The organism is Micromonospora sp. NPDC049060 (genome assembly GCF_040649055.1).
Taxonomy (GTDB): Bacteria; Actinomycetota; Actinomycetes; order Mycobacteriales; family Micromonosporaceae; genus Micromonospora; species Micromonospora reichwaldensis.
This window is the reverse complement of sequence record NZ_JBEZEV010000081.1, coordinates 1-23,679: the sequence shown is the minus strand read 5'-3', so window position 1 is coordinate 23,679 and position 23,679 is coordinate 1. Positions and strand designations below refer to the sequence as shown.

Genomic DNA, 23,679 nt, shown 5'->3' with positions numbered 1-23,679 from the left:
GTCAGGTCGGCGTCGCGGCGGGGGTCCGCGCGGTGAGCTCGCGGCGGGCCGCGTTGCGGTAGCGCAGCACCTGGACCGCGCCGAGCGCCCAGAGGACGTACTGCACGGCGAAGGCCCACCGGAAGGCGGTCAGGTCCGGGGTGGCCCGACCGGCCGGGGTGGCCAGGTCGAGCACCACGCCGACGGCCAGCACCAGCACGATCGAGGCGACGAAGCCGCCGACGTTGACGACCCCGGTGGCGCTGCCGATCCGGTTGACCGGGTTGAAGCTGCGCGCGTAGTCGAAGCCGATGAGGGACGCCGGGCCGTTGACCGCGAGCACCAGCACCAGCGTGACCAGCAGCCAGCCCGGCGCGCGTCCCGGCCAGGCGAGCACGACGGCCCAGACCACGGCGGTGGCGCCGGTGATCGCGAAGACCAGCACCGAACGGTGGAACGGGTGCCGGGCGCAGAGGTGCGCCACCACCGGCCCGGTCAGCAGCATGGCGGCGGTCATCAGGGTGAGCAGCGACGCCGCCGCGGTCGGGCTGAGCCCCTGCCCCTGCACCAGGAACGGGTACCCCCAGAGCAGGGCGAACACCGCGCCGGAGAACTGGGTGACGAAGTGCGTCCAGAGCCCCAGCCGGGTGCCCGGTTGGGCCCACGCGGCGGCGAGTTCCCGGCGGACGTCGGTGAGGGTGGGCGCCGCGCCGGCTGGGACCGGCCCGCCCGGGGTGTCCCGGACGGCGACGACGACCATCAGCAGCACGGTCGCCCCGACCGCCCCGGCGGTGAGGAAGGCGGGCGTCCAGCCAGCCGAGTGCAGCAGGGCCACCAGCGGTACGGCGCCGAGGATCGCCCCGAGCTGGCCGAGAGTGCCGGTGAGCTGGGTCATCATCGCGTAGCGCCGCCCCGGGAACCACAGCGCCACGATGCGCAGCACGCTGATGAACGTCATGGCGTCGCCGAGGCCGATCAGCACGCGGGCGGCGATCGCCAGGGGCACGTCGGTGGCCACGGCGAAGCAGAGCTGGCCGGCGACCATCAGCGCGCCGCCGGCGATGAGCAGCCGGCGGGACCCGAACCGGTCGAGCAGCACGCCGACCGGGACCTGCATCGCCGCGTACACGGCGAGCTGGGCGACGGAGAAGGTGGCCAGCGCCGAGGCGTTGACGTCGAAGCGGTGCGTCGCGTCGACGCCGGTGACGCCGAGCGAGCTGCGGTGGAAGACGGCGGCCACGTACGCGGCCACGGCGACGCCCCAGACGAGGCCGCCCGCCGAGCGGAGCGGGGCGAGCGGTGCGGTCAGCACCCTCACCGCAGGGACCGCAGCACGGCCGCCGCGTTGTCGATGTGCGCGGCGACGGCGGCGAGCCAGCATCCGGGGTCGTCGGAGTCGAGCGCGGCGAGCTGGTCGGCGTGCTCGGTGAGCGCCGTCTCGGCCCAGCCGGGCGAGAGCCGGAAGCTGGCCTCCCCCATCCGCAGCTGTCGGTCGCGCAGCCGCTGGTACAGCTCGGCGAGGATCTCGTTGCCGGCGGCGTCCACGACGGTGGCGTGGAACGCCCGGTCGGCCTGCATCAGCGCGGCCAGGTCACCGGCGGCGTGCGCGTCCCGCATCTCGGCCAGCCGGGCGGCGAGGTCGCCCCGCAGCGCCGCGCGCCGGGGCCAGACCCGCTCGGCGGCGTGCAGCTCGACCAGCCGCCGCGCCTCGATCACGTCGGTGATCTCACGGGCGGAGACCGGGCGGATCAAGGCGCCCCGCTTGGGATAGAGCCGGACCAGTCCCTCCGCCTCCAGGCGCAGCAGCGCCTCCCGGACCGGGGTGCGGGAGACCCCGGTGGCCTCGGCGATCTCCCCCTCGCTGACCAGCGACCCGCCCGGGTGGATCTGCTCCAGGATCTCGCGCTTGAGGTGCCGGTAGGCGCGTTCGGCGGCCGAGGGCACGGCCGTCCGGCCCGACGGGGAGGGATGCGTCATGTATCTATGGTGGGCCCCGCCTCCTCGGCGCGCCTCGCGCCCCCGCCGGGGGTGGCGCGGGCCACCGTCAGCGGGGATGGAGCGTCAGCAGCCCGTCGCCGTCGACGGCGAACCCGCGCGCGAACGGTGGGCCGAAGCCGCCGAGCAGCCCCGCCAGCCAGCCGGCCTCGTCGGGCGCGGCCCGCTCCAGCCGCATCCGGCGCATCCGTACCGGGGCCGCCCGCAGGCGCCGCAGCGCCCCGGTGGCCGCGTCGAGGGTCGGCAGCCAGAGCAGCCGCAGCTCCGGGCGGTACGCCTCCCGCCCGCCGATGCCCTCGTAGTCGTCGACCAGGTCGCCGCAGCCGTAGAGGATGAGCCGGTCGCGGTACACCTCGACGGGGCGGGGATGGTGCGACGAGTGACCGTGCACCACGTCCACGCCGGCGTCGACCAGCCGGTGGGCGAAGTCGACGTGCGCGGGCGGCACCTCGTACCCCCAGTTGGTGCCCCAGTGCACGGAGACCAGCACCCGGTCCCCCGGCCCGGCCACGGCGGCGATCCGTCCGGCCAGCGCGTCCGCCGAGGCGACCGATACCTCCGGCAGGTACGCCACCCCGGGCGACCCGGCGGTGGCCGCCCAGGGCGGGGGCACCCCGCTGGACGGTGCGGCCACCGACCAGACGAGCAGCCGGCCGCCCCGGCCGAGCGGCACCCGGGCGGGTCGCCAGGCCGACGCCGCGTCCCGGCCGGCGCCGGCGGTGGCGATGCCGGCGTCGGCCAGCACGTCGAGGGTGTCGGTGAGCCCGACCGGGCCGAAGTCGAGGCTGTGGTTGTTGGCCAGGGCGCAGACGTCGAGCCGGGCCGCGGCGAGGCAGGACAGGTTCCCCGGGTGCATCCGGTAGTGGATCGCCTTGGCCGGTGCGTGTTCGCCCCGGCCGGTCACCGCGGTCTCCAGGTTGACCACGCGCGCGTCGGGCCACAGCTCGTCGAGCAGGTGCAGCGCCTCGCCCCACGGCCAGGCCGGCGGCGCCGGACGCGGGACCGGCCCGTTGGCCTCCCGGGCGAGGTCGACGTAGTCGCGGGCGTCGCGTACCGCCGGTTCGCGCAGCTCGGGCGGGCCGGGCGCGGGCAGGATCGCGTCCACGCCCCGGCCGGTCATCACGTCGCCGCCGAGGAAGAGGGTCAGCTCGGGCACCCGGCCCGCTTTCCCCGTCGCGCCGCCGGCTCACCTGCCGGCGGCGTCCGCGCCGGCCTCGGCCCAGAAGTCGACGAGCAGGCGGTGGAACTCCTCGGCGCACTCGATCTGCGGCATGTGCCCGCAGTCGGCGAACAGGTGGGTGCGGGCGCGCGGCAGCCGGGACCGGGCGGCGTCGAGGTGCGCCGCCGGCAGGATCAGGTCCCGGTCGCCCCAGACGACCAGGGTGGGCACGTCGAGCCGTTCCACCTCGGCCAGCAGCTCCTCGCGCCACTGCGGGCTGACGCCTCGGAAGGTGCCGAGGCTGCGCGCGGTCTCCAGCATCACCCGGGCGGCGTACGGCTGGCGGGCGACCGCCAGGGCGTGGGCGACGCGTTCGGCGGTGGCGAGGGCCGGGTCGTGGAAGAGCGACAGCTCGGCGCGGCGGGCGGCCCAGCGGGTGGGTCGCAGCAGCAGCCGGCCCAGCGGGCGCAGCGCCAGCAGCCGCAGCGCGATGGTCACCTCCCGGCCGAAGCCGGCGCTGTTGACAAGCGTCAGGCTGGCCACCCGGGCCGGCTCGGACGCCGCGAGGCGCATGGCGACCGCGCCGCCGAGGGAGTTGCCGACCACGTGCGCCGGCTCCTCGACGCCGACGGCGTCGAGGTAGTGGGCGGCGAACTCGCCAAGCGCGGGCAGGGTGCAGGGGCGGGCCATCGGCAGCGAACCGCCGTAGCCGGGCAGGTCGACGCTGTGCACCCGGAACCGCGCGGCGAGCAGTTCGTGCAGCTCGGTGAAGTCGCGCAGGGTGCGGCCGATGCCGTGCAGCAGCAGCACCGGCGGCCCGTCGCCGTCGACGCGGTGGCACACCCGCCGGCCGTCCACGCTCACGTGCCGGCGTCCGGCTGGGGCGCTCACGCCGGTCCTCCGGCCGGGTCGGCCGCCGGGGGCGCCTCGGGCTCGCGCTGCGCCGGGGCGGGCGATCCGGTGGTGAGCCCGCGGGTGGCGTCGCCCGCGACGCGGTCGAGCGCGAAGGCCAGGACCCGCTGGTACGACACGGGCGCCACCCGGGCCAGCAGGTCGGGCAGCTTCGCCGACCAGCCGATCAGCACCCGGCCCCGGCGGCGGTGCACGCCGCGCAGGATCACCTCGGCGGCCCGGGCGGGGTCGATGGTCAGCAGCTTCTCGAACTGCCGGCGGCCGGTCTCGAACTCCTCGGCGGGCACGCCGACGCCCACCCGGGCGTTCTGCGCGATCCGGGTGCGGATGCCCCCCGGATGCACGCAGGTCACCCCGATCCCCTCGCCGGCCAGCTCCTGGCGCAGCGCCTCGGTGAAGCCGCGGACGGCGAACTTGCTGGCCGCGTAGGCGGTCTGCCCGGCCGGGGCGATGATGCCGAAGAGGCTGGAGACGTTGACCAGGTGCGCGCCCGGCTCGACCCGCAGGGTGGGCAGCAGCGCGTGGGTCAGCTGCGCCACGGCCCGGAAGTTGACGTCGACGACCCAGCTGAACTCCTCCAGGCTCACCTGGTCGAACCGGCCGCCCAGCGCCACCCCCGCGTTGTTGACCAGCAGCCGCAGCGCCGGGTGCCGCCGCCGGATCTCCTCGGCCACCCGGGCGGTGACGGCGGCGTCGGCCAGGTCGACCACGTAGGCGGTGAGCTGCCGGTCGGGGTACGCGGCGCGGACCGCCGCGACGACGGCGTCGAGGCGCCCGGCGTCGCGGTCGACCAGCACCAGGTCGCTGCCCCGGCGGGCCAGCCCGTGCACGAGGGCCTCCCCGATCCCGCTGGCGGCGCCGGTCACGACGGCCGTGCCGCCGGTGAAGACGAACCTACGCACGGGCGGTCCTCCGTTCCGGTGTGCCGGCGCGGGAGAACCGCACGCCGGGGTCGGTGAGCCGGCCGTGCCGCATCAGCAGGACGTCCCGGGGATAGTTCTGGTGCAGCCGCCACGGCGCCCGGGCGCCCTGCTTGGGCAGGGCGTCGACGCTGCGCAGCACGTAGCCGGCCGTCAGGTCGATGATCGGCTCCAGCTCGCCGTCGGGCGGCGGCAGCGGGGTGACGACCTGCTGGCCGGTGCGGTCCAGGTGCCGCAGCAGCCGGCAGACGTAGGTGGCCACCAGGTCGGCCTTGAGCGTCCACGAGGCGTTGGTGTAGCCGAGGGTCATCGCGAAGTTCGGCACCCCGGAGAGCATCATCCCCTTGTAGGCGACGGTGTCGGGCAGCTCCACCTGCGCGCCGTCCACGGTGAGCGTCATGCCGCCGAGGGCGAGCAGGTTGAGCCCGGTGGCGGTGACGACGACGTCCGCGGCCAGCTCCTCGCCGGAGGCGAGCCGGACGCCCCGCTCGGTGAAGGTGTCGACGGTGTCGGTGACCACCGACGCCCTCCCCCGCGCCACCGCGGTGAACAGGTCGCCGTCGGGCACCACGCACAGTCGCTGGTCCCAGGGGTCGTAGCGGGGCGAGAAGTGCCGGTCGACGTCGTAGCCGGCCGGCAGCCGGCCCCGGGCGGCGCGCAGCAGCAGCCGCCGGACCAACGCGGGCGCCCGCCGGCTGAGCTGGAAGTTGGCGGTGGAGAGCAGGACGTTCTTCCAGCGCACCACCGGATACGCGGCCTTCGCGGGCAGCCAGCGCCGCAGCGCGTCGGCCAGCACGTCGCGCGACGGCAGCGCCAGGACGTACGTGGGTGAGCGCTGGAGCATGGTGACGTGGGCGGCCCGCTCGGCCATCGCCGGCACCAGGGTCACGGCGGTGGCGCCGCTGCCGATCACCACCACCCGCTTGCCGGTGTGGTCGAGGTCGGCGGGCCAGTGCTGCGGGTGCACGATCCGCCCCGCGAACCGCTCGGTGCCGGGGAACCCCGGGGCGTACCCGGCGTCGTAGCGGTAGTAGCCGGCGCAGGTGAACAGGAAGGCACAGGTCAGCGCGACCGTCTCGCCGGTGTCGTCGCGCTGGGCGTGCACCGTCCAGCGGGCGCTTGCGCTGTCCCAGTCGGCCCGCTGCACCCGGTGCCGGAAGCGGATGTGGTCGGTGACGCCGTACTCGTCGGCGGTGCGGCGGACGTAGTCGCGGATCGAGTCGCCGTCGGCGATGGCCTTCGGGTCGGTCCACGGCTTGAAGGAGTAGCCGAGGGTGAACATGTCGGAGTCCGACCGGACGCCGGGATAGCGGAACAGGTCCCAGGTGCCGCCGATCGCGGCGCGGGACTCCAGCACCGCGTACGTCTTCTCCGGGCAGTGGCGGCGCAGGTGGCAGGCGGCGCCCACGCCGGACAGGCCGGCGCCGACGATGAGCACGTCGACGTGTTCGGTGGCCATCTCGTCTCCGTCCGCCGGTGTGACCGGACACTAGCCACGGCTGTCGAGGCTCGTCAACACCCTGTCGAGCCGGATCGACACAGTGTTGATCCGGTGTAGAGTCACCGGGCATGACACCCGCCCGTACGGCCACCGGGAACGCGACCGGGCGCGGACGGCGCGCGGCGCGCTCCGTCGGCGACGAGCGGGAGCTGGCCATCCTGGCGACCGCCGAGCAGCTGCTGGGGCAGCGGGCCTTCGCCGACATCTCCACCGACGACCTGGCGCGCGGGGCGGGCATCTCCCGGCCCACCTTCTACTTCTACTTCCCGTCCAAGGACGCGGTGCTGCTGACGCTGCTGGACCGGGTCATCGAGGAGGCCGACGCCGCCGCCGGGAACGTGCTGGAGCGGCTGGCCGAGGACCCGCCGGCGCGCTGGCGGGAGCTGATCGACCGGTTCCACGAGACGTTCGGCGCACACCGCGCGGTGGTGCTGGCCTGCGCCCAGGTGCGCGGCACCAACGCCGAGGTGCGCCGGCTCTGGGCAACCGTGCTGGAGCGCTGGGTGCACGCGATCGAGACCGCGATCGTGGCCGAGCGGCGGCGCGGGGCGGCCCCCGACGGAGTGCCGGCCCGCGACCTCGCCATCGCGCTCAACTCGATGAACGAGCGCGTCTGGTACGCCACCTTCGCCGGCGACGGGCCGGCGGTGGCCGAGCGCGACGTGGTCGACGTGCTGCGCGACGTGTGGCTGGCCGCGATCTACCGCGGCACCGCTCCCCCGCCGGCCTGACCACGCCGGGCGAGGTGTGCCGGGATGACCTCGGGGTCATGCCCCCACCCACGTGCCCGGCTACCGTTGATCTCTCCCGACGGCGACCCGCCCGGCCATCCGTCCCCCTGGAGGAGACTTGCGCCCGACCAGCACCCCGTTCTCCGCCGAGCTGCGGGCCGCCAGCGCCGAGGCCCACCAGGGCGCGGAGTCCCAGCGGTACATCTCGGCCCTGGTGGCCGGCGAGCTGGACCGCGCCGGCTACGCCGCACTGGTGGTGCAGCACCACGTGATCTACGAGGCGCTGGAGGGCGCCGCCGAGGCGATGCGCCACGACCCGCTCGCCGGCCCGTTCGTCGACGACGCGCTGACCCGGCTGCCCGCCCTCGCCGCGGACCTGGAGTTCCTGCTCGGGCCCGACTGGCGCCGACGGATCGATCCGACCCCGGCGACGGTCGCCTACGCCGGGCGCCTCGGCGCGGTCTGCGCCAGCTCACCGGAACGGTTCGTCGCCCACCACTACACCCGCTACCTCGGCGACCTCTCCGGCGGCCTGCACATCGGACGGTCCCTCGCGCGGCACCACGGGCTGACCGGGGACGCCGGGGCGGCGTTCTACCGGTTCGACCGGATCCCCAGCCCGAAGGCGTACAAGGACGCCTACCGGGCCAGGCTGGACGCCCTCCCGCTCGACGAGGTGGGTCGGGCCGCGCTGCGGGCCGAGGTGCTCGTGGCGTACCGGCACAACACCGAGGTCCTCGCCGCCCTGTCCCACCTCGTGCCGGCCACGGACGCTGAGGTGGCCGCGTGACCGCCCCGTTCGGCGCCGACGTGGTCGCCGCCGTCTGCCGGCACATGAACGACGACCACGCCGGGGACTCGCTGCTCATCTGCCGCACGCTCGGCGGGCAGCCGGCGGCCACCCGGGCCCGGGCCACCGGCCTGGACGCCGAGGGGATGGAGTTCGCCGTGACCGTGGACGACATCGAGGTCCCGGTGCGGGTGCCGTTCGCCCACCGGCTGAGCGAACGCGCCGAGATCCGGCAGGAGGTGGTGCGGATGTACCGGGAGGCGTGCCAGCGGTCCGGTCTCCCGCCGCGCCCGGCCGGCTGACCGGCGGCACGGCGCGAACGCCACGTCCGATCGCCGCCAGCGCCGGCCCGCCGGTTCCCGGAGAGTCGGCTCCGGTGGCGCGACGCACGGTCGCGCCCTCGATGGAAGGTGGACGGATGCACGTCGTGCCCGGTCTGAAGGTGCTCTACTTCGGCACCCCGGTGGTGCTGGTCACCTCCCGCAACCCCGACGGCACGGCGAATCTCGCGCCGATGTCGTCGGCGTGGTGGCTGGGCCGGCAGGCGATGCTCGGGCTCGGCGACAGCGGCCGGACGACGTCGAACCTGCTGCGCGAGGGCGAGTGCGTGCTCAACCTGCCCTCCTCGGCGATGGTCGACGCGGTCGACCGGATCGCGCTCACCACCGGCCGCCCGGACGTGCCGGTGCAGAAGGCACGCCAGGGCTACCGCTACGAGCCGGACAAGTTCACCCTGGCCGGGCTGACCGCCCAGCCGTCCGCGCTGGTCGGGGCACCCCGGGTCGCGGAGTGTCCGATCCAACTGGAGTGCCGGGTGGTCGCGGCCCACCCGTTGGCGGGAGACGACGTGCGGGCCACCGCCTTCCAGGTCGAGGTGTTGCGCGCGTACGTCGAGGAGGACCTGGTCATCCCCGGGACGAGCCACGTGGACCCGCTGCGCTGGGATCCGTTGATCATGAAGTTCTGCGAGTTCTTCGGCGGCGGGCACCACGTGCATCCGTCCCGGCTCGCGGAGGGCTGGCAGATGCCCCACCGGCTCGGCGCGGCGTCGCGCTGACCGGTGGGCGGCGCGGCCGGTCCCGGGGCACTCCACAGGGGACGGTGACGGGGCGCCGATCGTCGCCGGATTGTGCGACCCTGGGATCGACTGCCCGGGTCACCGGAGGTGATGGCCACGTTACGACTGTGCGAGCTCGTCGCCGTGCCCGGTGCCGCCGCGGTGACCCTCGACGTCGCCGCCGGCGCCACGGCCGCCCTGGTCGCCGCCCCGCCGATCGGCACCGCCGTCGCCCGGGTGGTGAGCGGGCTGGCCGCGCCGGTCGCCGGCCGGGTCCTGGTCGGCGACCGGGAGGTGACCGCCCTGCCGCCGCCGCAGCGCCGCATCGCCTACGTGCCGGCCGGCGGCGCGCTGCTGCCCCACCTGACCGTGCGCCGCAACATCGCCTACGGCCAGCGCCGGCGGGAACGGGTGCGGGAGATGGCCGACGCGTGGACGGCGAAGGTGGTCGACCGGCTGGAGCTGGCCCCGACGCTGGAGCTGCGACCGCACCTGCTGTCGGAGGCGCAGCGGTTCCGGGTGGCGCTCGCCCGGGCGGTGGCCTGCCTGCCCGAGGTGCTGGTGGTCGACCTGCCGACCGGACCGGCCGGCGGTGGGCGGCTGACCGACCTGGTCGGAAGGCTCTCCCCGGCGAACACCCCGGGGGTGGCGGTGCTGGTGTGCACGGCCGACCCGGGCTCGCTGGCCGACGTGCCGGTCGTCGCCGAGGTGGGCCGGTGACGCCGGCGGGCCGGGCCGCGCCGGTGGCGCGCCTGAGCCGCCGTGCTTTGCTGCGGGCCACCGCCGCGCTCACCGCGACCGCCGGCGCGGGCTGCGCCGCCACGCCGCCGGCGGTCCAGGTCGCGGTCGTGTGGAGCGGCGGCGAGCTGGCCCGTTTCCGCGAGGTCGTGGGCAACTACGGCGCCGACGTGCAGGTGATCAGCGCCGGCAACGACATCGACGCGTTCCTGCGCGCCCGCCAACTGGCCGGCACCAGCCCCGACGTGGCGATCCTGCCCCGGTCGGGGCTGGTCGTCGAGTACGCCCGGCGCGGCTGGCTGCGCGAGCTGACCCCCGCCACCAGCTACGCCCTCCCGCCCGGCATGGCCGACCTGCTCTCCGCCGACGGGCGCCGCTACGGCGTCTGGGTCAAGGCGGCCCACAAGTCGCTGTTCTGGTACTTCCCGTCGATGCTCCCCGCGCCGCCGCGCACCTGGGACCAGCTCGTGACGCTCACCCGGCGGCTCGGCGCGCGGGCCCGGTCGGGCGACGGCCCGGCGCCGCTGGCCGTCGGCGCCGCCGACGGGTGGGTGCTCACCGACTGGTTCGAGAACGTGCTCGCCGACGTGGCCCCGCCCGGCCACTACGAGGCGCTGGCGCGCGGCGAGGCCGACTGGCGGAGCCCGTCGGTGCACACGGCGCTGGACCGGCTCGCCGAGCTGTGGGGCGTCGACGGCGCGTTCCCCGGCGGCGGTCGCCGGGCCCTGCTCACCCAGTACGAGGAATCGGTGATCCAGGTGGTGCACCACCGGCGGGCGACGATGCTCTTCGAAGCCGACTTCGTCGACGACGTCAGCCGCCGGTTCCGCCGGGGCCCGGAGCAGCCGGAGACCTTCCGCTTCCCGGGCGCCCGGGTGGCCGACAGCCCGCTGATCGTCGGCGGTGACGCCGCCGTGGCGTTCGCCGGTTCGGCCCGTGGGGCGGAGCTGGTGCGCTGGCTCAGCGGCGGCTCCGCCTTCCAGCCGTGGCTGCGCGCCGGCGGCTACCTCTCCCCCAACGTGTCCGTGCCGCTGGACGACTACCGCGACCCCGTCCGCCGCCGCCTCGCCGCCGAGCTCCGCACGGCCGAGGCGGTGCGCTTCGACCTCTCCGACCGGCTGCCGGGCCCGTTCACCGGCTCCGACGGGGTGGGCATCTGGCGGATCATGCAGGACTTCTTCGCCGACGTCACCGACGGGGTCCCCGCCGGCAGGGCGACCCGCCGGGCCGTCGGGCAACTGGCGGCGGCGGCCCGGTCGGCGGGCGGCGGCCGATGAGCCGGGTCCTGGGCGAGCTGGCGGTCCTCGACGACGTCGGGCCGCCCCGGCGCGGGCGGGCCTACCCGGCGGCGGGGGCCACCTCGGCGCTGCTGCTGCCCGCCCTGCTGCTGCTCGGCGGGCTGGTGGCGTGGCCGGTGCTGCGTACGCTGCACGCCAGCGTCACCACCGACGGCCGGTGGGTGGGCGCGGAGCACTTCCGCACCGCGCTGGCCGCGCCCGGCACCGGCGCCGTGGTGGGACGCACGCTGCTCTGGGCGCTGCTGGTGCCGGCGGTGGTCACCGTCCTGGGCTACCTGCTCGCCGCCGCCTCGCGCCGCTCGCAGGAGGGCGGGCTGGTCCGCCTCATCCTGGTGGTGCCCACCGCCCTGCCGCTGGTGGTCACCGGGGTCACCTTCCGGCTGATGTACGACCCGGACCCGGAGCGCGGGCTGGCCACGCTGGTCGCGGCGACGCTGACCGGCCGGCCGGCGGCCGACGCCCCGCAACTGCTCGGCCCCGGCCTGGTCACGGTGGCGCTGATGTCGGCGTTCGTGTGGGCGTGGGTCGGGCTGGCCGTGCTGGTGTTCCGGGCCGCCCTCGACGCGGTGCCGCCCAGCCTCGCCGACGCGGTACGCGCCTACGGCGGCAACCGCCGCGACGTGCTCTGGGACGCGCAGTGGCGGCCACTGCTGCTGCGCACCGTGGCGGTGGTGTTCACCCTGGCGGCGCTCGGCACCGCCCGGACGTTCGACCTGATCCTGGTGATGACGCCCGGCTCGGTACGCGACGAGGCGTCGGTGCTCGCGCTGCGGGTCTGGCAGACCTCCAACGGCGCCACCACCGGCGAGGGCGCCGCGCTCGGCGTGGTGTGGCTGGTGGCGGTGGCCGCCGGGATGCTGGTCGCCGCGCTGTTCGTGCGGCAGGCGTGGCCGCCGCCCCGGGACCCGGTGCCCGTCGCACCCGAACCGGTGGTGCCCGCGCCACGCCGGACGACCCGGCTGCTGGTGGCAGGCGCGGCGGTCGCCTGGCTGGTGCCGCTCGGGGTGCTGCTCGCCACCTCGCTGCACGGGACGGTGGACGCGGCGGCCCGGGGCTGGTGGTGGAGCCCGCCCGGCCTCGACTCCTACCGGGACCTGCTGACCGGCGCCGAGCTGTGGCGCACGCTGGGCTTCACGTTGGTGCTGGCGACCGTGGTCACCGCCGTGGTGCTGGGCGTCGCGCTGCTCGCCGCGTACCCGCTGGCCTGGCTGACCGGGCCACCCGCCCAGGCCACCGGGCTGCTGCTGATGGCCGCCAGCATCGTGCCGGTGCAGGTGATCGCCGGGCCGGTCAACGAGGTGCTCGGCGTGGTGCTCTCCTCGGGCACGGCGCGTGGCCTGGCGCTGGTGCACGTCGCGCTGGGCGTACCGTTCGCCGTGCTGGTGCTGCGCAACGCGTTCGCGGACCTGCCCGCCGAGCAGGTGCGGGCGGCCCGGGTGGGCGGGCGGCACTGGTGGGGCACCCTGCGGCTGCTCGCCCGGCACAACCGCCCGGCCGTGGTGGCGGTCGCGGTGCTGGAGTTCGTCCAGGTGTGGAACGACCTGGTGGTGGGCCTGCTGTTCAGCGGTCCGGGCGCGCTGCCGCTGGGGCTGTTCCTCGCCGGCCAGACCCGGGGCTTCGCGGCCAACAGCGGGGCGCTCGCCGCCGGCTCGGTCATCGCCTCCGTCCTGCCGGTGCTGCTCGTGGTGCTGGCCCGCCGCCAGCTCGTCGCCGGCCTGGTCGCCGGGGGCGTGCGGTGACGGGGCCGAGACCGGCCCGCCGCTCGCGGCGGCCCCGGCGGCTGAGCCTGCTGCTCGCGATCGGCGGCGTGGTCGGCGGCACGGTCAGCGCGGTGCTCGGCAACGTCACCGGCAACCTGCTCTCCGAGCTGTCCGTCGCCCAGCTCGGCTCGGCGAGCGCCGGGGTGATCGTGCTCGGCCTCGCCGCCGCGATGATCGTGGAATGGCGCCGCCAGGGGCAGCAGGCCGCGACGCCGGACGACACCGAGCCGCCGCCCGTCGCCGGCGCGCCCACCCTGCCGTGGCCGGCCGGGTTCACCGGGCGGGCCGGGCACGTCGACGCGATCATCGACCTGTTGGAGAAGGAGCACGCGGTCGCGGTGGTCGGCCGGCGGGCCGTCGGCACGTCGGCCTGCGCCATCCAGGCCGCCAACCTGTGCCGGGACGACTTCCCGGACGGCCAGTACTACCTGGACCTGCGCCGGGGCGGCCGGCGGCACGACGCCCGGCAGGTGCTGACCGCGCTGGCCCGGATCCTCGGCACCCGGCCGCCGGCGTCGGGGCGCGCCGACGACCTCGCCGACGCCGTCGACGAGCTGAGCGGCCAGCTCGATGGCCGGGCGACCCTCGTGGTGCTGGACAACGTGGACGACCCGGCCCAGGTCCGACCGCTGCTGCCGCCCACCGCGCGGACGTGCCGCCTGCTGCTGGCCGGCACGGGAGCGCTGGCCGCGGTGGACGGGGTGGTGGCGCACGGGCTCGCCGAGCCGGACGCCGACGACGCCGTCGAGCTGTTCGCCGCCGCCGGCGCCGCCGCACCCGTCGCCCGGCCGCACCGCCCGGACCCGCGCACCGACCCGGCGGTACGCGACCTCGTCGAACTCTGCGGGCGGCAGCCCCGCACGGTCGCGGAACTCGGCAGGCGTACGGCCCAGCACGGGTGGCGGCACGGCGACGTGCTCGACGCGCTGCGCCGCGCCGTCGACACTCCCCCGCACCAGCACGTCGCCGCCTCCCCGGCGACCCTGCTGGTGACCGCGCGGGACACCGCGTACCACGCGCTGGGGGGCGAGGCGGGACGGTTGTGGCGGCTGATGTCGCTCAGCCCGGTGCCGCTGGACCGGCCGACGATCGGGGCCCTGGCCGGCCGCCGCCCGGACCGGGTGGCCGCCCTGCTGCACGAGCTGGCCGCCGGCGGGTTCGTCACCGGCGCGCCCGGTGACCGCTACGAGGTGCGCCCGCTGCTGGCCCCCTACGCCCGGATGCACCTGCGCGACGCGGAGCCGGCGCGGCGGCGGGTCGCCGCGCAGGCCCGGCTCACCCGGCACCTGGCCCGACGGGCCGAGCGGCACGCCGCGAGCCTCGCCGTGGTCGGCTCGCCGCCGGACCGGGAGCCGACGCTGGCGCTGGACGACGACCCGTACGGCTGGTTCGACCTGCACCAGGAACTGCTGCTGGCCGTGGTCAGGGTGCCGGCGGGCGCGGCGGAGACCCTGCCGCGCCGGGTCCGCCGCTGGTGGTTCCGCCTGGCGGTGGCGCTGTGCGGCTGGCTCGCCCACGCCGAGCGCCTCGACGAGTGGGCGGAGGTGTGCCGCACGGTGCTCGCCACGCCCACGGCCGACGACCGGCCGGAGATCGCCGGCTGGGCGCACAACGAGCTGGGGGTGCTGCGCCGCCGCCGGGGCGACCCGCAGGCAGCGGCGACGGCGCTCAGCCTCGCGGTGGCGGAGCGGGGCCGGCGCGGCACCGCGCAGGCGCGGATGAACCTGGGCCTGGTCCTGCTGGACATGGGGCAGTTCGACGACGCGGTGGAGCACCTGGAGCTGTCACGGCGGCACCGCTCGGCGGCGGACCGGGCCGGGCACGCGCTGACCGATCTGGGCCTGGGCGCCGCCCGGCTGTCCCGGGGGGAGCTGGAGGTCGCACACCGCCACCTGGTCCGCGCGGCGAACGCCTTCCGCGCGCTCGGCGACGCCCGGGGCTACGCGGCGGCGCTGACGAACCTGGTGCTGGTGCACGCGGGGCTCGGCGAGCACCTCGACGCGGCGCAGTCGTGGCGGGCGGCGCTGCGCGAGTACGAGTCCGTGGCCGATCCGACCAACCGGGCCGCCGCGCTGCTCAACGCGGGTGCCGCGCTGTTGTCCACCACGCCGGCCCAGGCACGGCAGGCGTACGAGTTGCTGGCGGAGAGCCTGCGGCTGCGCGACGGGCGGCCGACGGCCGGCCTGGGGCGGACCCTGCTGCACCTGGGCGACGCGGCGGCGGCCCTCGACGACGCCGACGAGGCCCGGCGGCACTGGGCGGACGCGGCGGGCGTGTGCGAGGAGGCGGGGGACGTCGACGGTCAGGCGGCGGCCGACGCCCGCCTGGTGGGCAGCGACGCGCCGGCCTGAGCGGGGCCCGCGCCGAGGGCCCCGCCCGCGCGGCTCAGCCGTCCAGCCGGCGCACCATGTTCATGATCGTCTCCAGTTGGGCGCCGCCCTTGATCGGGTAGTTGGTCGCGCCCAGGTAGCCCCACCAGTCCCAGCAGCCGTTCGGGTTCGCGGCGGCGGTGTCGGCCTGCGGATAGAGCACGATCAGGTTGTTGGTGTCGGCGTACTGGTTGAGGTTCGCCCGGTCCACGAAGGCGGTGCCGACCGCGCCGTGGCCCTGCAGGCAGCCGTGCAGGGCGACGAGCAGCCGGCACGACTGCCCGGCGGCACAGGACGCCGGCACGTAGGCGAAACCGTCGGCGCCCATGCTCAGCCCGGGAGCCCAGCCGTTGACGGCGTACGTGTGCTGGCTGAACCGGATCAGGCTGCCGCCCAGCGGGCCGGTGTTCGGCGCCCGCACGCTGCCGAGGAGCTTGCCCAGCAGGGCGCTCTGCGGGTCGGTGCCGCAGTCGTCGAGGAACGGCGAGGCGGTGACGGTGCACCCCAGGGTCCCGTACGGGGTGACCCAGGCGTGGCCGGCCGGGGAGCCGCTGTCGTACTGCACGCTGGCACCGAAGTGCTGGTAGTACCGGACCAGGTCGTCGGTGACGGACTTCTCGACGACGGTGTCGTTGGTGCCGTGGAAGACGTACACGGGATCGCCGGACAGGTTGCCCACCGGGTCGACCCAGCCGTAGGAGGCCCACGTCCGGGTGTACGCCTGGAGGGCCGACACGTTCGTGGGGTACGCGTTGTCGCCGCAGCCGCCGAGCGCCTGGGCGACGTTGTTCTGCGCGCAGTAGTACGGCCCCGCGGCGAAGACCGCCGCGCCCCGGATCCGCGACGAGTAGGCGACGTGCAGCTGGGTGGCCATGTAGCCACCGGAGGAGACGCCGGCGACGTACACGCCGGAGACGTTGTGGGGGCGTAGGGTCCCGGCGACCGGGGCCTTGGTGGCCGGGGTAGCGGCCTGGGCGGGGGCCGCGGTCGTGAGGACGAGCAGCAGGGCGGTGACGAGGGCGGCGGCCTTCAGCGGTGTGGTCATGGCGCTCTCCTGTCCGGGAGCGGCGGCGGTGGTGCCGGCGTGCGCAGACGCTAGCGTGACGCAGTGCACAGTGGACATGAGTGCCGCCGACACCTCGGGTGACGCCGGCATGTCCGAGACCGACACAGGGGCCGCCCCGCCCGGCGCTCAGGTGGTGCCACCGCCCGGCTGCGGCCCGCTACGCGCGGGGTCGCCAGCGGCGACCCTCACTCGGCGCGCCACACGGCGTCGCGGGGCGGGCCGGGCTCGGCCCAGCACAGCCCGCCCTTCGCCTCCACCCCCGGCAGCCCCTCGACCATGCGGCTGATGTCCACGAGCGACGCCAGCGACACCACGACGTCGTTGCGCAGGTCCGCCACCGCCGTCTCGAGGTCGTCCTCCTCCGCCGCCCAGTCGATGGCCGCCGCCCGCAGGTCGGCCACCGCGTGGTCGGTGAGCACCTGCGGATCGGTCACGGCCACCGTGAGCCGGCAGTAGACGTTGAGGGTGAGCGGTTCCGGGGCGCCGACGTCGGTCATGCCCTCAGCATGACCGACCCTGACGGATCGGGACCAGACGCTTTTACTTAGGGCTTGACCTAAGTGTTCGACGCGGGCATAGTCAGGTGCATGCCTAAGCAATCGGGCGGCGGAGCCGGAAGCGACGACGGGAGCCTGGACGGCGTGTTCCACGCGCTGTCGGACCCGACCCGCCGCCGGGTCGTCGAGCTGCTCGGCCGGGGGCCCGCGACAACCAGCGAGCTCGCTCGTCCGTTTGACATGGCACTGCCGTCGTTCACCCAGCACCTGGGCGTCCTCGAGCGCTCCGGCCTGGTGACGTCGGAGAAGAAGGGGCGCGTGCGGACCTACCGGCTCGCCCCCCAGCCGCTCGAGCACGTCGACACCTGGCTCGCCGGTCAGCGCGCGACATGGTCCCGGCGCCTCGACCAGCTCGACTCGTTTCTCCATGACCTGAAGGAGCAGCAGACATGACCACCTACCCGAGCGTGAACCCGAATCTCGACCTCGTCCTGGAGCGCACTGTCGACGTCGCCCCCGAGCTGATCTGGAAGGCCTGGACCACGCCCGAGCTGATCGTGCAGTGGTTCGCCCCGCGACCCTGGTCGACCTCGTCCTGCGAGATCGACCTCCAGCCCGGCGGCAGGTTCAACACGGTGATGCGCTCGCCCGAGGGCGAGGAGTACCCGAGCACCGGCTGCATCCTGGTCGTCGAGGAGGGCTCGACGCTGATCTTCACGTCGGGGCTGGGCCCCGGCTTCCGCCCACAGGTGGCCAGCGACGATTTCCCGTTCACCGCGATCATCAAGCTCGAGCCCACCGGCAACGGCACGAAGTACACGGCCACGGCGATCCACGCCGACGCCGCGGCGAAGAAGTCGCACGAGGAGATGGGCTTCGCCGAGGGCTGGAGCGCCGCGCTGGACCAGCTGGTCGAGGTCGTCAAGGGCCTCTGACCGGCGGAGCGCAGGGGCCGCCAGGCGGTGGCCCACGGCGACGGTGGCCGTCAGATGTTGGCGGAGTCGGCCGGCACGTCGGCCGGCAGGGCGGGAGCGCCGGCCAGCGGGGCCTCCGTGCGGCAGGACGACCCCACGGTGTAGGCGGTCATCGACAGCGACCCGTACGCGTAACCGTCCACCAGCACCTCCGCGCCGTTGCCGGCGGCGCCGGCCAGGCCGGCGAGGTAGAGCAGCGGGATGAAGTGGTCCGGCGTCGGTACGGCCCGGCCGAAGTCGCGGTGGGCGTCCAGCGCGGCCGCCTCGGTCGGCTCGCCGAGCATGACGTCCTTCGCCGCCTCGTCGAACCGCTGCGCCCAGTCGAAGCCCTCGTCGACCATGCGCGGGTCCACCCCCCGCAGGTTGTGCACCACGTTGCCGCTGGTCACGACGAGCACCCCGCGCTCGCGCAACGGGGCGAGCCGCGCGCCCAGGTCCAGGTGGTAGTCCAGGCTCTTGAACGCGTTGATGCTCAACTGGACGACCGGGACGTCCGCGTCGGGAAACGCGTGGGTGAGCACCGACCAGGTGCCGTGGTCGATCCCCCACGAGTCGACGTCCGCCCCGACCCAGGTGGGGTGGACCACGTCGGCGATCTCCTCCGCCAGCTCCGGCAGGCCGGGCGCCGGGTAGCTGACGTCGAACAGCTCCGGCGGGAAGCCGTAGAAGTCGTGGATCGTCCTCGGCCGGGGCATCGCGGTGACGGCGGTGGCGCCGATGTACCAGTGGGCCGACACGACCAGGATCGCCCGGGGCCGCGGGACCGCCCGCCCGAAGGCGCGCCACGCCTGCGTGTAGCGGTTGAGTTCCAGCGCGTTCATCGGGCTGCCGTGGCCGATGAACGCGGCCGGCATCACCGCCGGGACGGTCTCGTTGCTCATGCTGCTCCCCCCGGGCTCACGGTGAGGCGAGCGTAACCGCTGTCGCGGGGAGCGGCCCGGTCAACGCCGGCCGCGACCGGTTGTCACCGGTCGCGGCCGGCGTTCGCCGTCAGTCGGACACCTCGCGCCAGGCGGGGTGATTGCCACGCCATGCACCGGCGAGGATGACCGCGGACGTCCGGCCAGGGCATTCCTGCACCCGGGAGCGGCCGGACTCGCCGCCGATTCGTACCTGCACGTCCCAACGCTGCCCATCGGTGCGGATGTACACGTCCCGACGCCCGCGTTGCGACGTGTCACCGTTCCACCAGTGTTCTTCGACCCTCACCCAGCGACCGTATAGCAGTTGGTCCGCAGACGTCACGGCCGGTGGCGGTGGAGATCGCCGCCGGGCGGGGTCGCCCGGTCAGGCGGACTCCCCCGGCGCCAGGTGACGGTAGCCGGGCACCGTCTCGGCGAACCAGCCGTTCACGCTGGTCAGGCCGCGCTCGTTGAGCTGGGCGTCGTGGATCGGGAACACCCGCTCGGCCCCGACGGCACCGGCGAACTCGATCGCCTCGGTGAGCTTCAGCCAGGAGGCCTGCGCCGGGACCAGCAGCGTCTCGACCGGCCGGTCCGGCCGGTGCAGCGAGTCGCCCGGGTGGTAGACCGCGTCGTCGACGAGGTAGCCCAGGTTGGCGCAGTCGGGCTGGCCACCGTGGATGGTGGCGTGCCGACCGCCGAGCGCGGTCACGGTGAGGCCGGCGGCGGTGAACCGCTCGCCGGCGCCGACCCTGGTCACGGGCAGCGGCGCCAGGTCGGGCAGGACGGCGCCCTGCGGGGCGAAGACCGGCACGCCGAGACCCGCCAACCGGAGCACGTCGACGTGGTCGGTGTGCTCGTGGGTGACCAGCACGGCGTCCGCGCCGGCCAGGGCCCGCGGCTCGCTCCAGGTGCCGGGGTCGATGACCAGCACGCCGCCGTCGTGCTCCAGCCGGACACAGGAGTGGGTGAACTTCGTGATCCGCATCCGGCGACCGTACGCCGGTGGTAGCGCCCCGTCTGCCCGGCGGCGGGCGGCACGGGGCCGTGCCGGAGGGTGGCGCCGGCCCGCCTTCCCGGCCGGTTTCGCCGGACGGCCCGGAGACCGTCCCGGGCCGCGTGAGAGGCTGCGGGGCGGAAGGGAGTACCGAGATGGGCGACTACGGCCACCCGCTGGCCTTCGGGGCGTTCCTGACGCCCGGCAACGCCGAGCCCGGGCGGGTGGTGGGCCTCGCCGTGCTGGCCGAGCAGGTCGGGTTCGACCTGGTCACCTTCCAGGACCACCCGTACCAGCCCGCGTTCCTCGACACGTGGACGCTGATGAGCTTCGTGGCGGCCCGGACCGGCACGGTGCGGCTGGCCGCCAACGTGACGAACCTGCCGCTGCGCCCGCCGGCTGTCCTGGCCCGCAGCGTGGCGAGTCTCGACCTGCTCAGCGGTGGCCGGGTGGAGCTCGGCCTGGGCGCCGGCGCGTTCTGGGATGCCATCGAGGCGATGGGCGGGCAGCGGCTCTCCCCCGGGCAGGGCGTCCGGGCCCTGACCGAGGCCATCGACGTCATCCGCCAGGTCTGGGACGTCGAGGCGCGCGGCGGCGTCCGGGTCGACGGCGAGTTCCACCGGGTAATGGGCGCGAAGCGGGGCCCCGCGCCCGCCCACGACGTGGGCATCTGGCTCGGCGCGTACAAGCCGCGGATGCTGGCGCTGACCGGGAGCCGGGCCGACGGGTGGCTGCCGTCGCTGGGCTACCTGCAGCCCGGCGACCTGGGCAGGGGCAACACGATCATCGACGACGCCGCACGGGAGGCCGGCCGCGATCCGGCCGACGTGCGCCGCCTGCTCAACGTCACCGGCCGCTTCGCCACCGTCGGCCGGGGACCGCTGGACGGCCCCGCCGAGCAGTGGGCCGAGGAACTGGCCGACCTCGCGCTCAGCGACGGGATCAGCACCTTCATCCTGGGCAGCGACGACCCGGAGGACCTGCGACGCTTCGCCGCCGAGGTCGCCCCCGCCGTACGCGAACTCGTGGCCGGCGAGCGCGCGGCCGGCGCCGCTGCCGCCGTGACCCCGGCGGAGCCCGAAGCCGACGAGGCGCGGGCGACACCCGGGGGCGCCGGGGCGCAGCCGTCGCCCGCTCCCCGCCCGCCCGCCGGCGCGGGATCCTTCGTCGTCGTCCCGACGCCCGACGACGGCGTGCGCCGCAGCGCGATCCGGGTCTGGGACGAGGCCACCCGCCCCACCGGCCCCGCGCCCGACCCGGCGCGCACCTACCCGCCGCACGACCAGGCCGGCGCGCAGCACCTCATCGACGTGCACGACGGGCTGCGCGCCGAGCTGACCCGGCTGTACGACCTCGTGGAGCAGGTGGGGGCCGGGCTGGTCGACGCGGGCACGGCCCGCTCCCACATCAACACCATGACCATCCGGCAGAACAAGTGGACCCTGGGCACGTACTGCGAGTCGTACTGCCGGGTCGTCACCACCCACCACACGCTGGAGGACCGGGGGATCTTCCCGCACCTGCGCCGGGGCGACGCCCGCCTCGCCCCGGTGCTGGACCGGCTGGAGCAGGAGCACCACGCCATCCACGACGTGCTGGAACGCGTCGACCGGGCGCTTGTCGCGTTCGTCTCCGTCGCCGACGGGATGGCCGAGCTGCGCGCGGCGGTCGACCTGCTCAGCGACACCCTGCTGTCCCACCTCGCCTACGAGGAACGCGAACTCGTCGAGCCCATCGCCCGGCTCGGCCTGAACTGAACCCCGCCGTCGCGCGGCGTACCGACGGACCGGAACTGAACTCCGCCGTCGCGCGGCGTGCCGACGGACCGGAACCGAGCCCGCCGTCGCGCGGTGTGCCGGAGGATCGGGGCATGCCGCGACCATCCGGGCGGGGGCACCGCCGCCTGCCGCACACCGCCGACGTCCGCATCGAGGCGTGGGCGCCGAGCCGGGAGGAGTGCGTCGCCGAGGCGGTCGCCGCGCTGGTCGGGACGTTCGTCGATCCCGCCGGGGCGCCCCCGGGCCCGCAGCGGGAGTTCCGCGCGCCGGCCGGTGACGACGACGCGGACCTGCTGGTGGGCGTACTCGACGAGGTGATCTTCCGGATCGAGACGGCGGGTGAGCTGCCGCTGCGCACCGACGTGGCCGACGACGGCGCCGGCGGCCTGGTGGTGCGCTGGCGCACGGCGGACACCGACGCCGTCGAGCTGGTCGGCGCCGTGCCGAAGGCCGTCTCCCTGCACGGGCTGCGCTTCGGCCCCGACGGCGAGGGCTGGTGCTGCGCGGTGACGCTGGACGTGTGAGCCCCCGCGCCCGGCCCCCACCCCGCGCCGCCCGCTCAGCCCTTGACCACGCCGAGCGGGACCAGCCGGGCCACCTTGCGGCACAGCCCGGCGCCCTCGGCGGCGGCCACCACCGCCGAGACATCCTTGTACGCCGCCGGCATCTCCTCGGCCAGGCCGCGCCGGGACGCCCCGCGAACCGCGATGTCCCGCGCCTCCAACTGGGCACGCGGGTCCAGCCCGCGCTCCGACCGCACGGCCTGCTTGCGGCTCTGCACCCGGCCGGCCCCGTGGCAGGTGGACGCGAAGGCCGGCGCCCCCGGCACGCCGGTGAGCACGTACGAGCCGGTGCCCATGGAGCCGGGGATCAGCACCGGCTGGCCCACGTCCCGCAGGTCGTCGGGCAGGTCGTCGTGGCCGGGCGGCAGCGCGCGGGTGGCCCCCTTGCGATGCACGCACAGCGCGCGGCGCTCGCCGTCGACGCCGTGCGTCTCGATCTTCGCGAGGTTGTGCGAGATGTCGTAGACCAGGTCGAGCCGGCTGCCGGTGACCCGGGCGAAGACCTTCCGGGCGGCGTCCGCCAGCAGTTGCCGGTTCGCCCGGGCGTAGTTGGCGGCGGCGGCCATCGCGCCCAGGTAGGCGCGGCCCTCGGCGGAGGAGACCGGGGCGCAGGCGAGCTGGCGGTCCGGCACCTCGATGCCGTGGCGGGCCATCACCTGCTCCATCTTCCGCACGTAGTCGGTGCAGATCTGGTGACCCAGCCCCCGGGAGCCGCAGTGGATCATCACGCAGACCTGGCCGGGGCGCAGCCCGAAGGCGGTGGCGGCGGTGTCGTCGTACACCTCCTCGACGGCCTGCACCTCCAGGAAGTGGTTGCCGGAGCCGAGGCTGCCGACCTGGCGCGCGCCCCGCTCGATCGCCCGCTCGCTGACCTGCGCCGGATCGGCGTCGCCGACGGCCCCGGCGTCCTCGCAGCGGTGCAGGTCCCGCTCGACGCCGAAGCCGCGCTCCACCGCGTACCGGGAGCCGCCGCGCAGCACCGCGTCGAGTTCCGCGCGATCCGACAGGTGCCACACCGCGCCCCTGCCCATGCCGCGCGGGGTGGCCTCGCCCAGCCCGTCCATCAGCGCGTCGAGGCGGGGCCGCAGCCCGTCGCGGTCGAGGTCGGCGGCGAGCAGCCGGACGCCGCAGGAGATGTCGAAGCCCACCCCGCCGGGCGAGACCACGCCGCCGTTCGCGACGTCGGTGGCGGCCACCCCGCCGATCGGGAACCCGTAGCCCCAGTGCACGTCGGGCATGGCGTACGAGGCGTCGACGATGCCGGGCAGCGTGGCGACGTTCGCGACCTGCTCCAGCGACCTGTCCTCGCCGGCGTCGGGCAGCAGGGACCGGGACGCGAACACCACCCCCGGCACCCGCATCGGGTCGTGCCGGTCGATCCGGAAGCGGTACGGCGACTCCTCGACCAACTCCATCCCGGCGGCTACCCGGGCGGTCCGCGACTACACCTGCTCACCCCAAGCTGGGTGGAATCGACGAGGCACACACGGTCTTCCGCGCACAAGGGCAGCAACGCCGAGACGACACCTGACACTGCCGTCAGCTACCGCCGTCGAACGGCAGATCAGCCCCGCCAAGCACAGTTCGGCGAGGCTAATGGGAGTGTGTCGATTTCCGTGTTTGAGCCTGTGGTGTGATCGAGATTCTTAGATGGCGATCCGGTCGCCGTAGGCGAGGATCAGGGCGTTGAGGG

The 23,679-nt window shown here is 75.5% G+C and carries 24 protein-coding genes; 12 read left to right on the top strand and 12 right to left on the bottom strand.

The window, feature by feature from the left end:
• Position 1: 1 nt before the first annotated feature.
• From AB0B83_RS24050 to AB0B83_RS24025, 6 genes are all read right to left on the bottom strand, one after another.
• Positions 2 to 1,297, bottom strand: a complete 1,296-nt coding sequence (locus AB0B83_RS24050) for an MFS transporter (RefSeq protein ID WP_357580057.1) — start codon at positions 1,295 to 1,297, stop codon at positions 2 to 4.
• Entirely contained in the window at positions 1,294 to 1,956 is a 663-nt protein-coding gene (locus tag AB0B83_RS24045) for a GntR family transcriptional regulator (RefSeq protein ID WP_357580056.1), read from the bottom strand. The genes AB0B83_RS24050 and AB0B83_RS24045 overlap by 4 nt, the downstream gene beginning before the upstream one ends.
• A gap of 67 nt (positions 1,957 to 2,023) precedes the next feature.
• The gene (locus AB0B83_RS24040) at positions 2,024 to 3,130 is read right to left on the bottom strand and encodes a CapA family protein (protein ID WP_357580055.1); all 1,107 of its coding nucleotides are present in this window, start codon (positions 3,128 to 3,130) and stop codon (positions 2,024 to 2,026) included.
• Positions 3,131 to 3,160: 30 nt separating this feature from the next.
• On the bottom strand, positions 3,161 to 4,024 hold the full coding sequence (locus AB0B83_RS24035) for an alpha/beta fold hydrolase (RefSeq protein ID WP_357580054.1): 864 nt from the start codon (positions 4,022 to 4,024) through the stop codon (positions 3,161 to 3,163).
• A complete protein-coding gene (locus AB0B83_RS24030; RefSeq protein ID WP_357580053.1) occupies positions 4,021 to 4,947 on the bottom strand; it encodes an SDR family oxidoreductase in 927 nt (308 codons plus the stop codon). Before AB0B83_RS24030 ends, AB0B83_RS24035 begins: the two co-directional genes overlap by 4 nt.
• Entirely contained in the window at positions 4,940 to 6,424 is a 1,485-nt protein-coding gene (locus tag AB0B83_RS24025; protein WP_357580052.1) for an NAD(P)/FAD-dependent oxidoreductase, read from the bottom strand. Before AB0B83_RS24025 ends, AB0B83_RS24030 begins: the two co-directional genes overlap by 8 nt.
• Before the next feature lie 110 nt (positions 6,425 to 6,534).
• On the opposite strand from AB0B83_RS24025, the gene AB0B83_RS24020 reads away from it, so the two are divergent.
• The 8 genes from AB0B83_RS24020 (at position 6,535) to AB0B83_RS23985 (ending at position 15,191) form a co-directional block, all read left to right on the top strand.
• Entirely contained in the window at positions 6,535 to 7,197 is a 663-nt protein-coding gene (locus AB0B83_RS24020; RefSeq protein ID WP_357580051.1) for a TetR/AcrR family transcriptional regulator, read from the top strand.
• A gap of 118 nt (positions 7,198 to 7,315) precedes the next feature.
• The gene (locus AB0B83_RS24015) at positions 7,316 to 7,987 is read left to right on the top strand and encodes a biliverdin-producing heme oxygenase (protein WP_357580050.1); all 672 of its coding nucleotides are present in this window, start codon (positions 7,316 to 7,318) and stop codon (positions 7,985 to 7,987) included.
• Positions 7,984 to 8,289, top strand: a complete 306-nt coding sequence (locus AB0B83_RS24010; protein WP_357580049.1) for a DUF2470 domain-containing protein — start codon at positions 7,984 to 7,986, stop codon at positions 8,287 to 8,289. The genes AB0B83_RS24015 and AB0B83_RS24010 overlap by 4 nt, the downstream gene beginning before the upstream one ends.
• A gap of 116 nt (positions 8,290 to 8,405) precedes the next feature.
• Entirely contained in the window at positions 8,406 to 9,044 is a 639-nt protein-coding gene (locus tag AB0B83_RS24005; protein WP_357580048.1) for a flavin reductase family protein, read from the top strand.
• 111 nt (positions 9,045 to 9,155) lie between these two features.
• Positions 9,156 to 9,764 carry an ATP-binding cassette domain-containing protein gene (locus tag AB0B83_RS24000; protein ID WP_357580047.1) on the top strand — a complete coding sequence of 203 codons (609 nt, stop codon included), beginning with the start codon at positions 9,156 to 9,158 and terminating at the stop codon, positions 9,762 to 9,764.
• Entirely contained in the window at positions 9,761 to 11,059 is a 1,299-nt protein-coding gene (locus tag AB0B83_RS23995) for an extracellular solute-binding protein (protein WP_357580046.1), read from the top strand. Before AB0B83_RS24000 ends, AB0B83_RS23995 begins: the two co-directional genes overlap by 4 nt.
• Complete coding sequence (locus AB0B83_RS23990) at positions 11,056 to 12,819, top strand: ABC transporter permease subunit (RefSeq protein WP_357580045.1); 1,764 nt, start codon at positions 11,056 to 11,058, stop codon at positions 12,817 to 12,819. The genes AB0B83_RS23995 and AB0B83_RS23990 overlap by 4 nt, the downstream gene beginning before the upstream one ends.
• A complete protein-coding gene (locus AB0B83_RS23985; RefSeq protein ID WP_357580044.1) occupies positions 12,816 to 15,191 on the top strand; it encodes a tetratricopeptide repeat protein in 2,376 nt (791 codons plus the stop codon). Before AB0B83_RS23990 ends, AB0B83_RS23985 begins: the two co-directional genes overlap by 4 nt.
• A gap of 34 nt (positions 15,192 to 15,225) precedes the next feature.
• Here AB0B83_RS23985 and AB0B83_RS23980 read toward each other — a convergent pair whose 3' ends face one another.
• Positions 15,226 to 16,254, bottom strand: a complete 1,029-nt coding sequence (locus AB0B83_RS23980) for a PHB depolymerase family esterase (protein WP_357580043.1) — start codon at positions 16,252 to 16,254, stop codon at positions 15,226 to 15,228.
• A gap of 206 nt (positions 16,255 to 16,460) precedes the next feature.
• Positions 16,461 to 16,772, bottom strand: a complete 312-nt coding sequence (locus AB0B83_RS23975; protein WP_357580042.1) for a hypothetical protein — start codon at positions 16,770 to 16,772, stop codon at positions 16,461 to 16,463.
• Between the two features lie 144 nt (positions 16,773 to 16,916).
• Here AB0B83_RS23975 and AB0B83_RS23970 point away from each other — a divergent pair, with 144 nt between their 5' ends.
• Together AB0B83_RS23970 and AB0B83_RS23965 are read left to right on the top strand one after the other, a co-directional pair.
• The gene (locus tag AB0B83_RS23970) at positions 16,917 to 17,225 is read left to right on the top strand and encodes a metalloregulator ArsR/SmtB family transcription factor (RefSeq protein WP_199729471.1); all 309 of its coding nucleotides are present in this window, start codon (positions 16,917 to 16,919) and stop codon (positions 17,223 to 17,225) included.
• A complete protein-coding gene (locus tag AB0B83_RS23965; protein ID WP_357580041.1) occupies positions 17,222 to 17,707 on the top strand; it encodes an SRPBCC family protein in 486 nt (161 codons plus the stop codon). Before AB0B83_RS23970 ends, AB0B83_RS23965 begins: the two co-directional genes overlap by 4 nt.
• A 50-nt stretch (positions 17,708 to 17,757) precedes the next feature.
• Here the strand turns inward: AB0B83_RS23965 and ygiD are convergent, their stop codons facing one another.
• The 3 genes from ygiD to AB0B83_RS23950 form a co-directional block, all read right to left on the bottom strand.
• On the bottom strand, positions 17,758 to 18,627 hold the full coding sequence (gene ygiD, locus AB0B83_RS23960; RefSeq protein WP_357580040.1) for a 4,5-DOPA dioxygenase extradiol: 870 nt from the start codon (positions 18,625 to 18,627) through the stop codon (positions 17,758 to 17,760).
• 109 nt (positions 18,628 to 18,736) lie between these two features.
• The gene (locus AB0B83_RS23955; protein WP_089000245.1) at positions 18,737 to 18,955 is read right to left on the bottom strand and encodes a hypothetical protein; all 219 of its coding nucleotides are present in this window, start codon (positions 18,953 to 18,955) and stop codon (positions 18,737 to 18,739) included.
• 78 nt (positions 18,956 to 19,033) lie between these two features.
• Complete coding sequence (locus tag AB0B83_RS23950; RefSeq protein ID WP_357580039.1) at positions 19,034 to 19,636, bottom strand: MBL fold metallo-hydrolase; 603 nt, start codon at positions 19,634 to 19,636, stop codon at positions 19,034 to 19,036.
• 164 nt (positions 19,637 to 19,800) lie between these two features.
• Between AB0B83_RS23950 and AB0B83_RS23945 the strand changes: the two genes are divergently transcribed.
• Positions 19,801 to 21,402, top strand: coding sequence for an LLM class flavin-dependent oxidoreductase (locus AB0B83_RS23945; protein WP_357580038.1), 1,602 nt, complete (start codon positions 19,801 to 19,803; stop codon positions 21,400 to 21,402).
• A gap of 113 nt (positions 21,403 to 21,515) precedes the next feature.
• Positions 21,516 to 21,947, top strand: coding sequence for an archease (locus AB0B83_RS23940; RefSeq protein WP_357580037.1), 432 nt, complete (start codon positions 21,516 to 21,518; stop codon positions 21,945 to 21,947).
• Between the two features lie 35 nt (positions 21,948 to 21,982).
• On the opposite strand, the gene AB0B83_RS23935 is transcribed toward AB0B83_RS23940, so the two are convergent.
• Positions 21,983 to 23,401, bottom strand: coding sequence for an RtcB family protein (locus tag AB0B83_RS23935; RefSeq protein WP_357580036.1), 1,419 nt, complete (start codon positions 23,399 to 23,401; stop codon positions 21,983 to 21,985).
• Between the last annotated feature and the right edge of the window lie 278 nt (positions 23,402 to 23,679).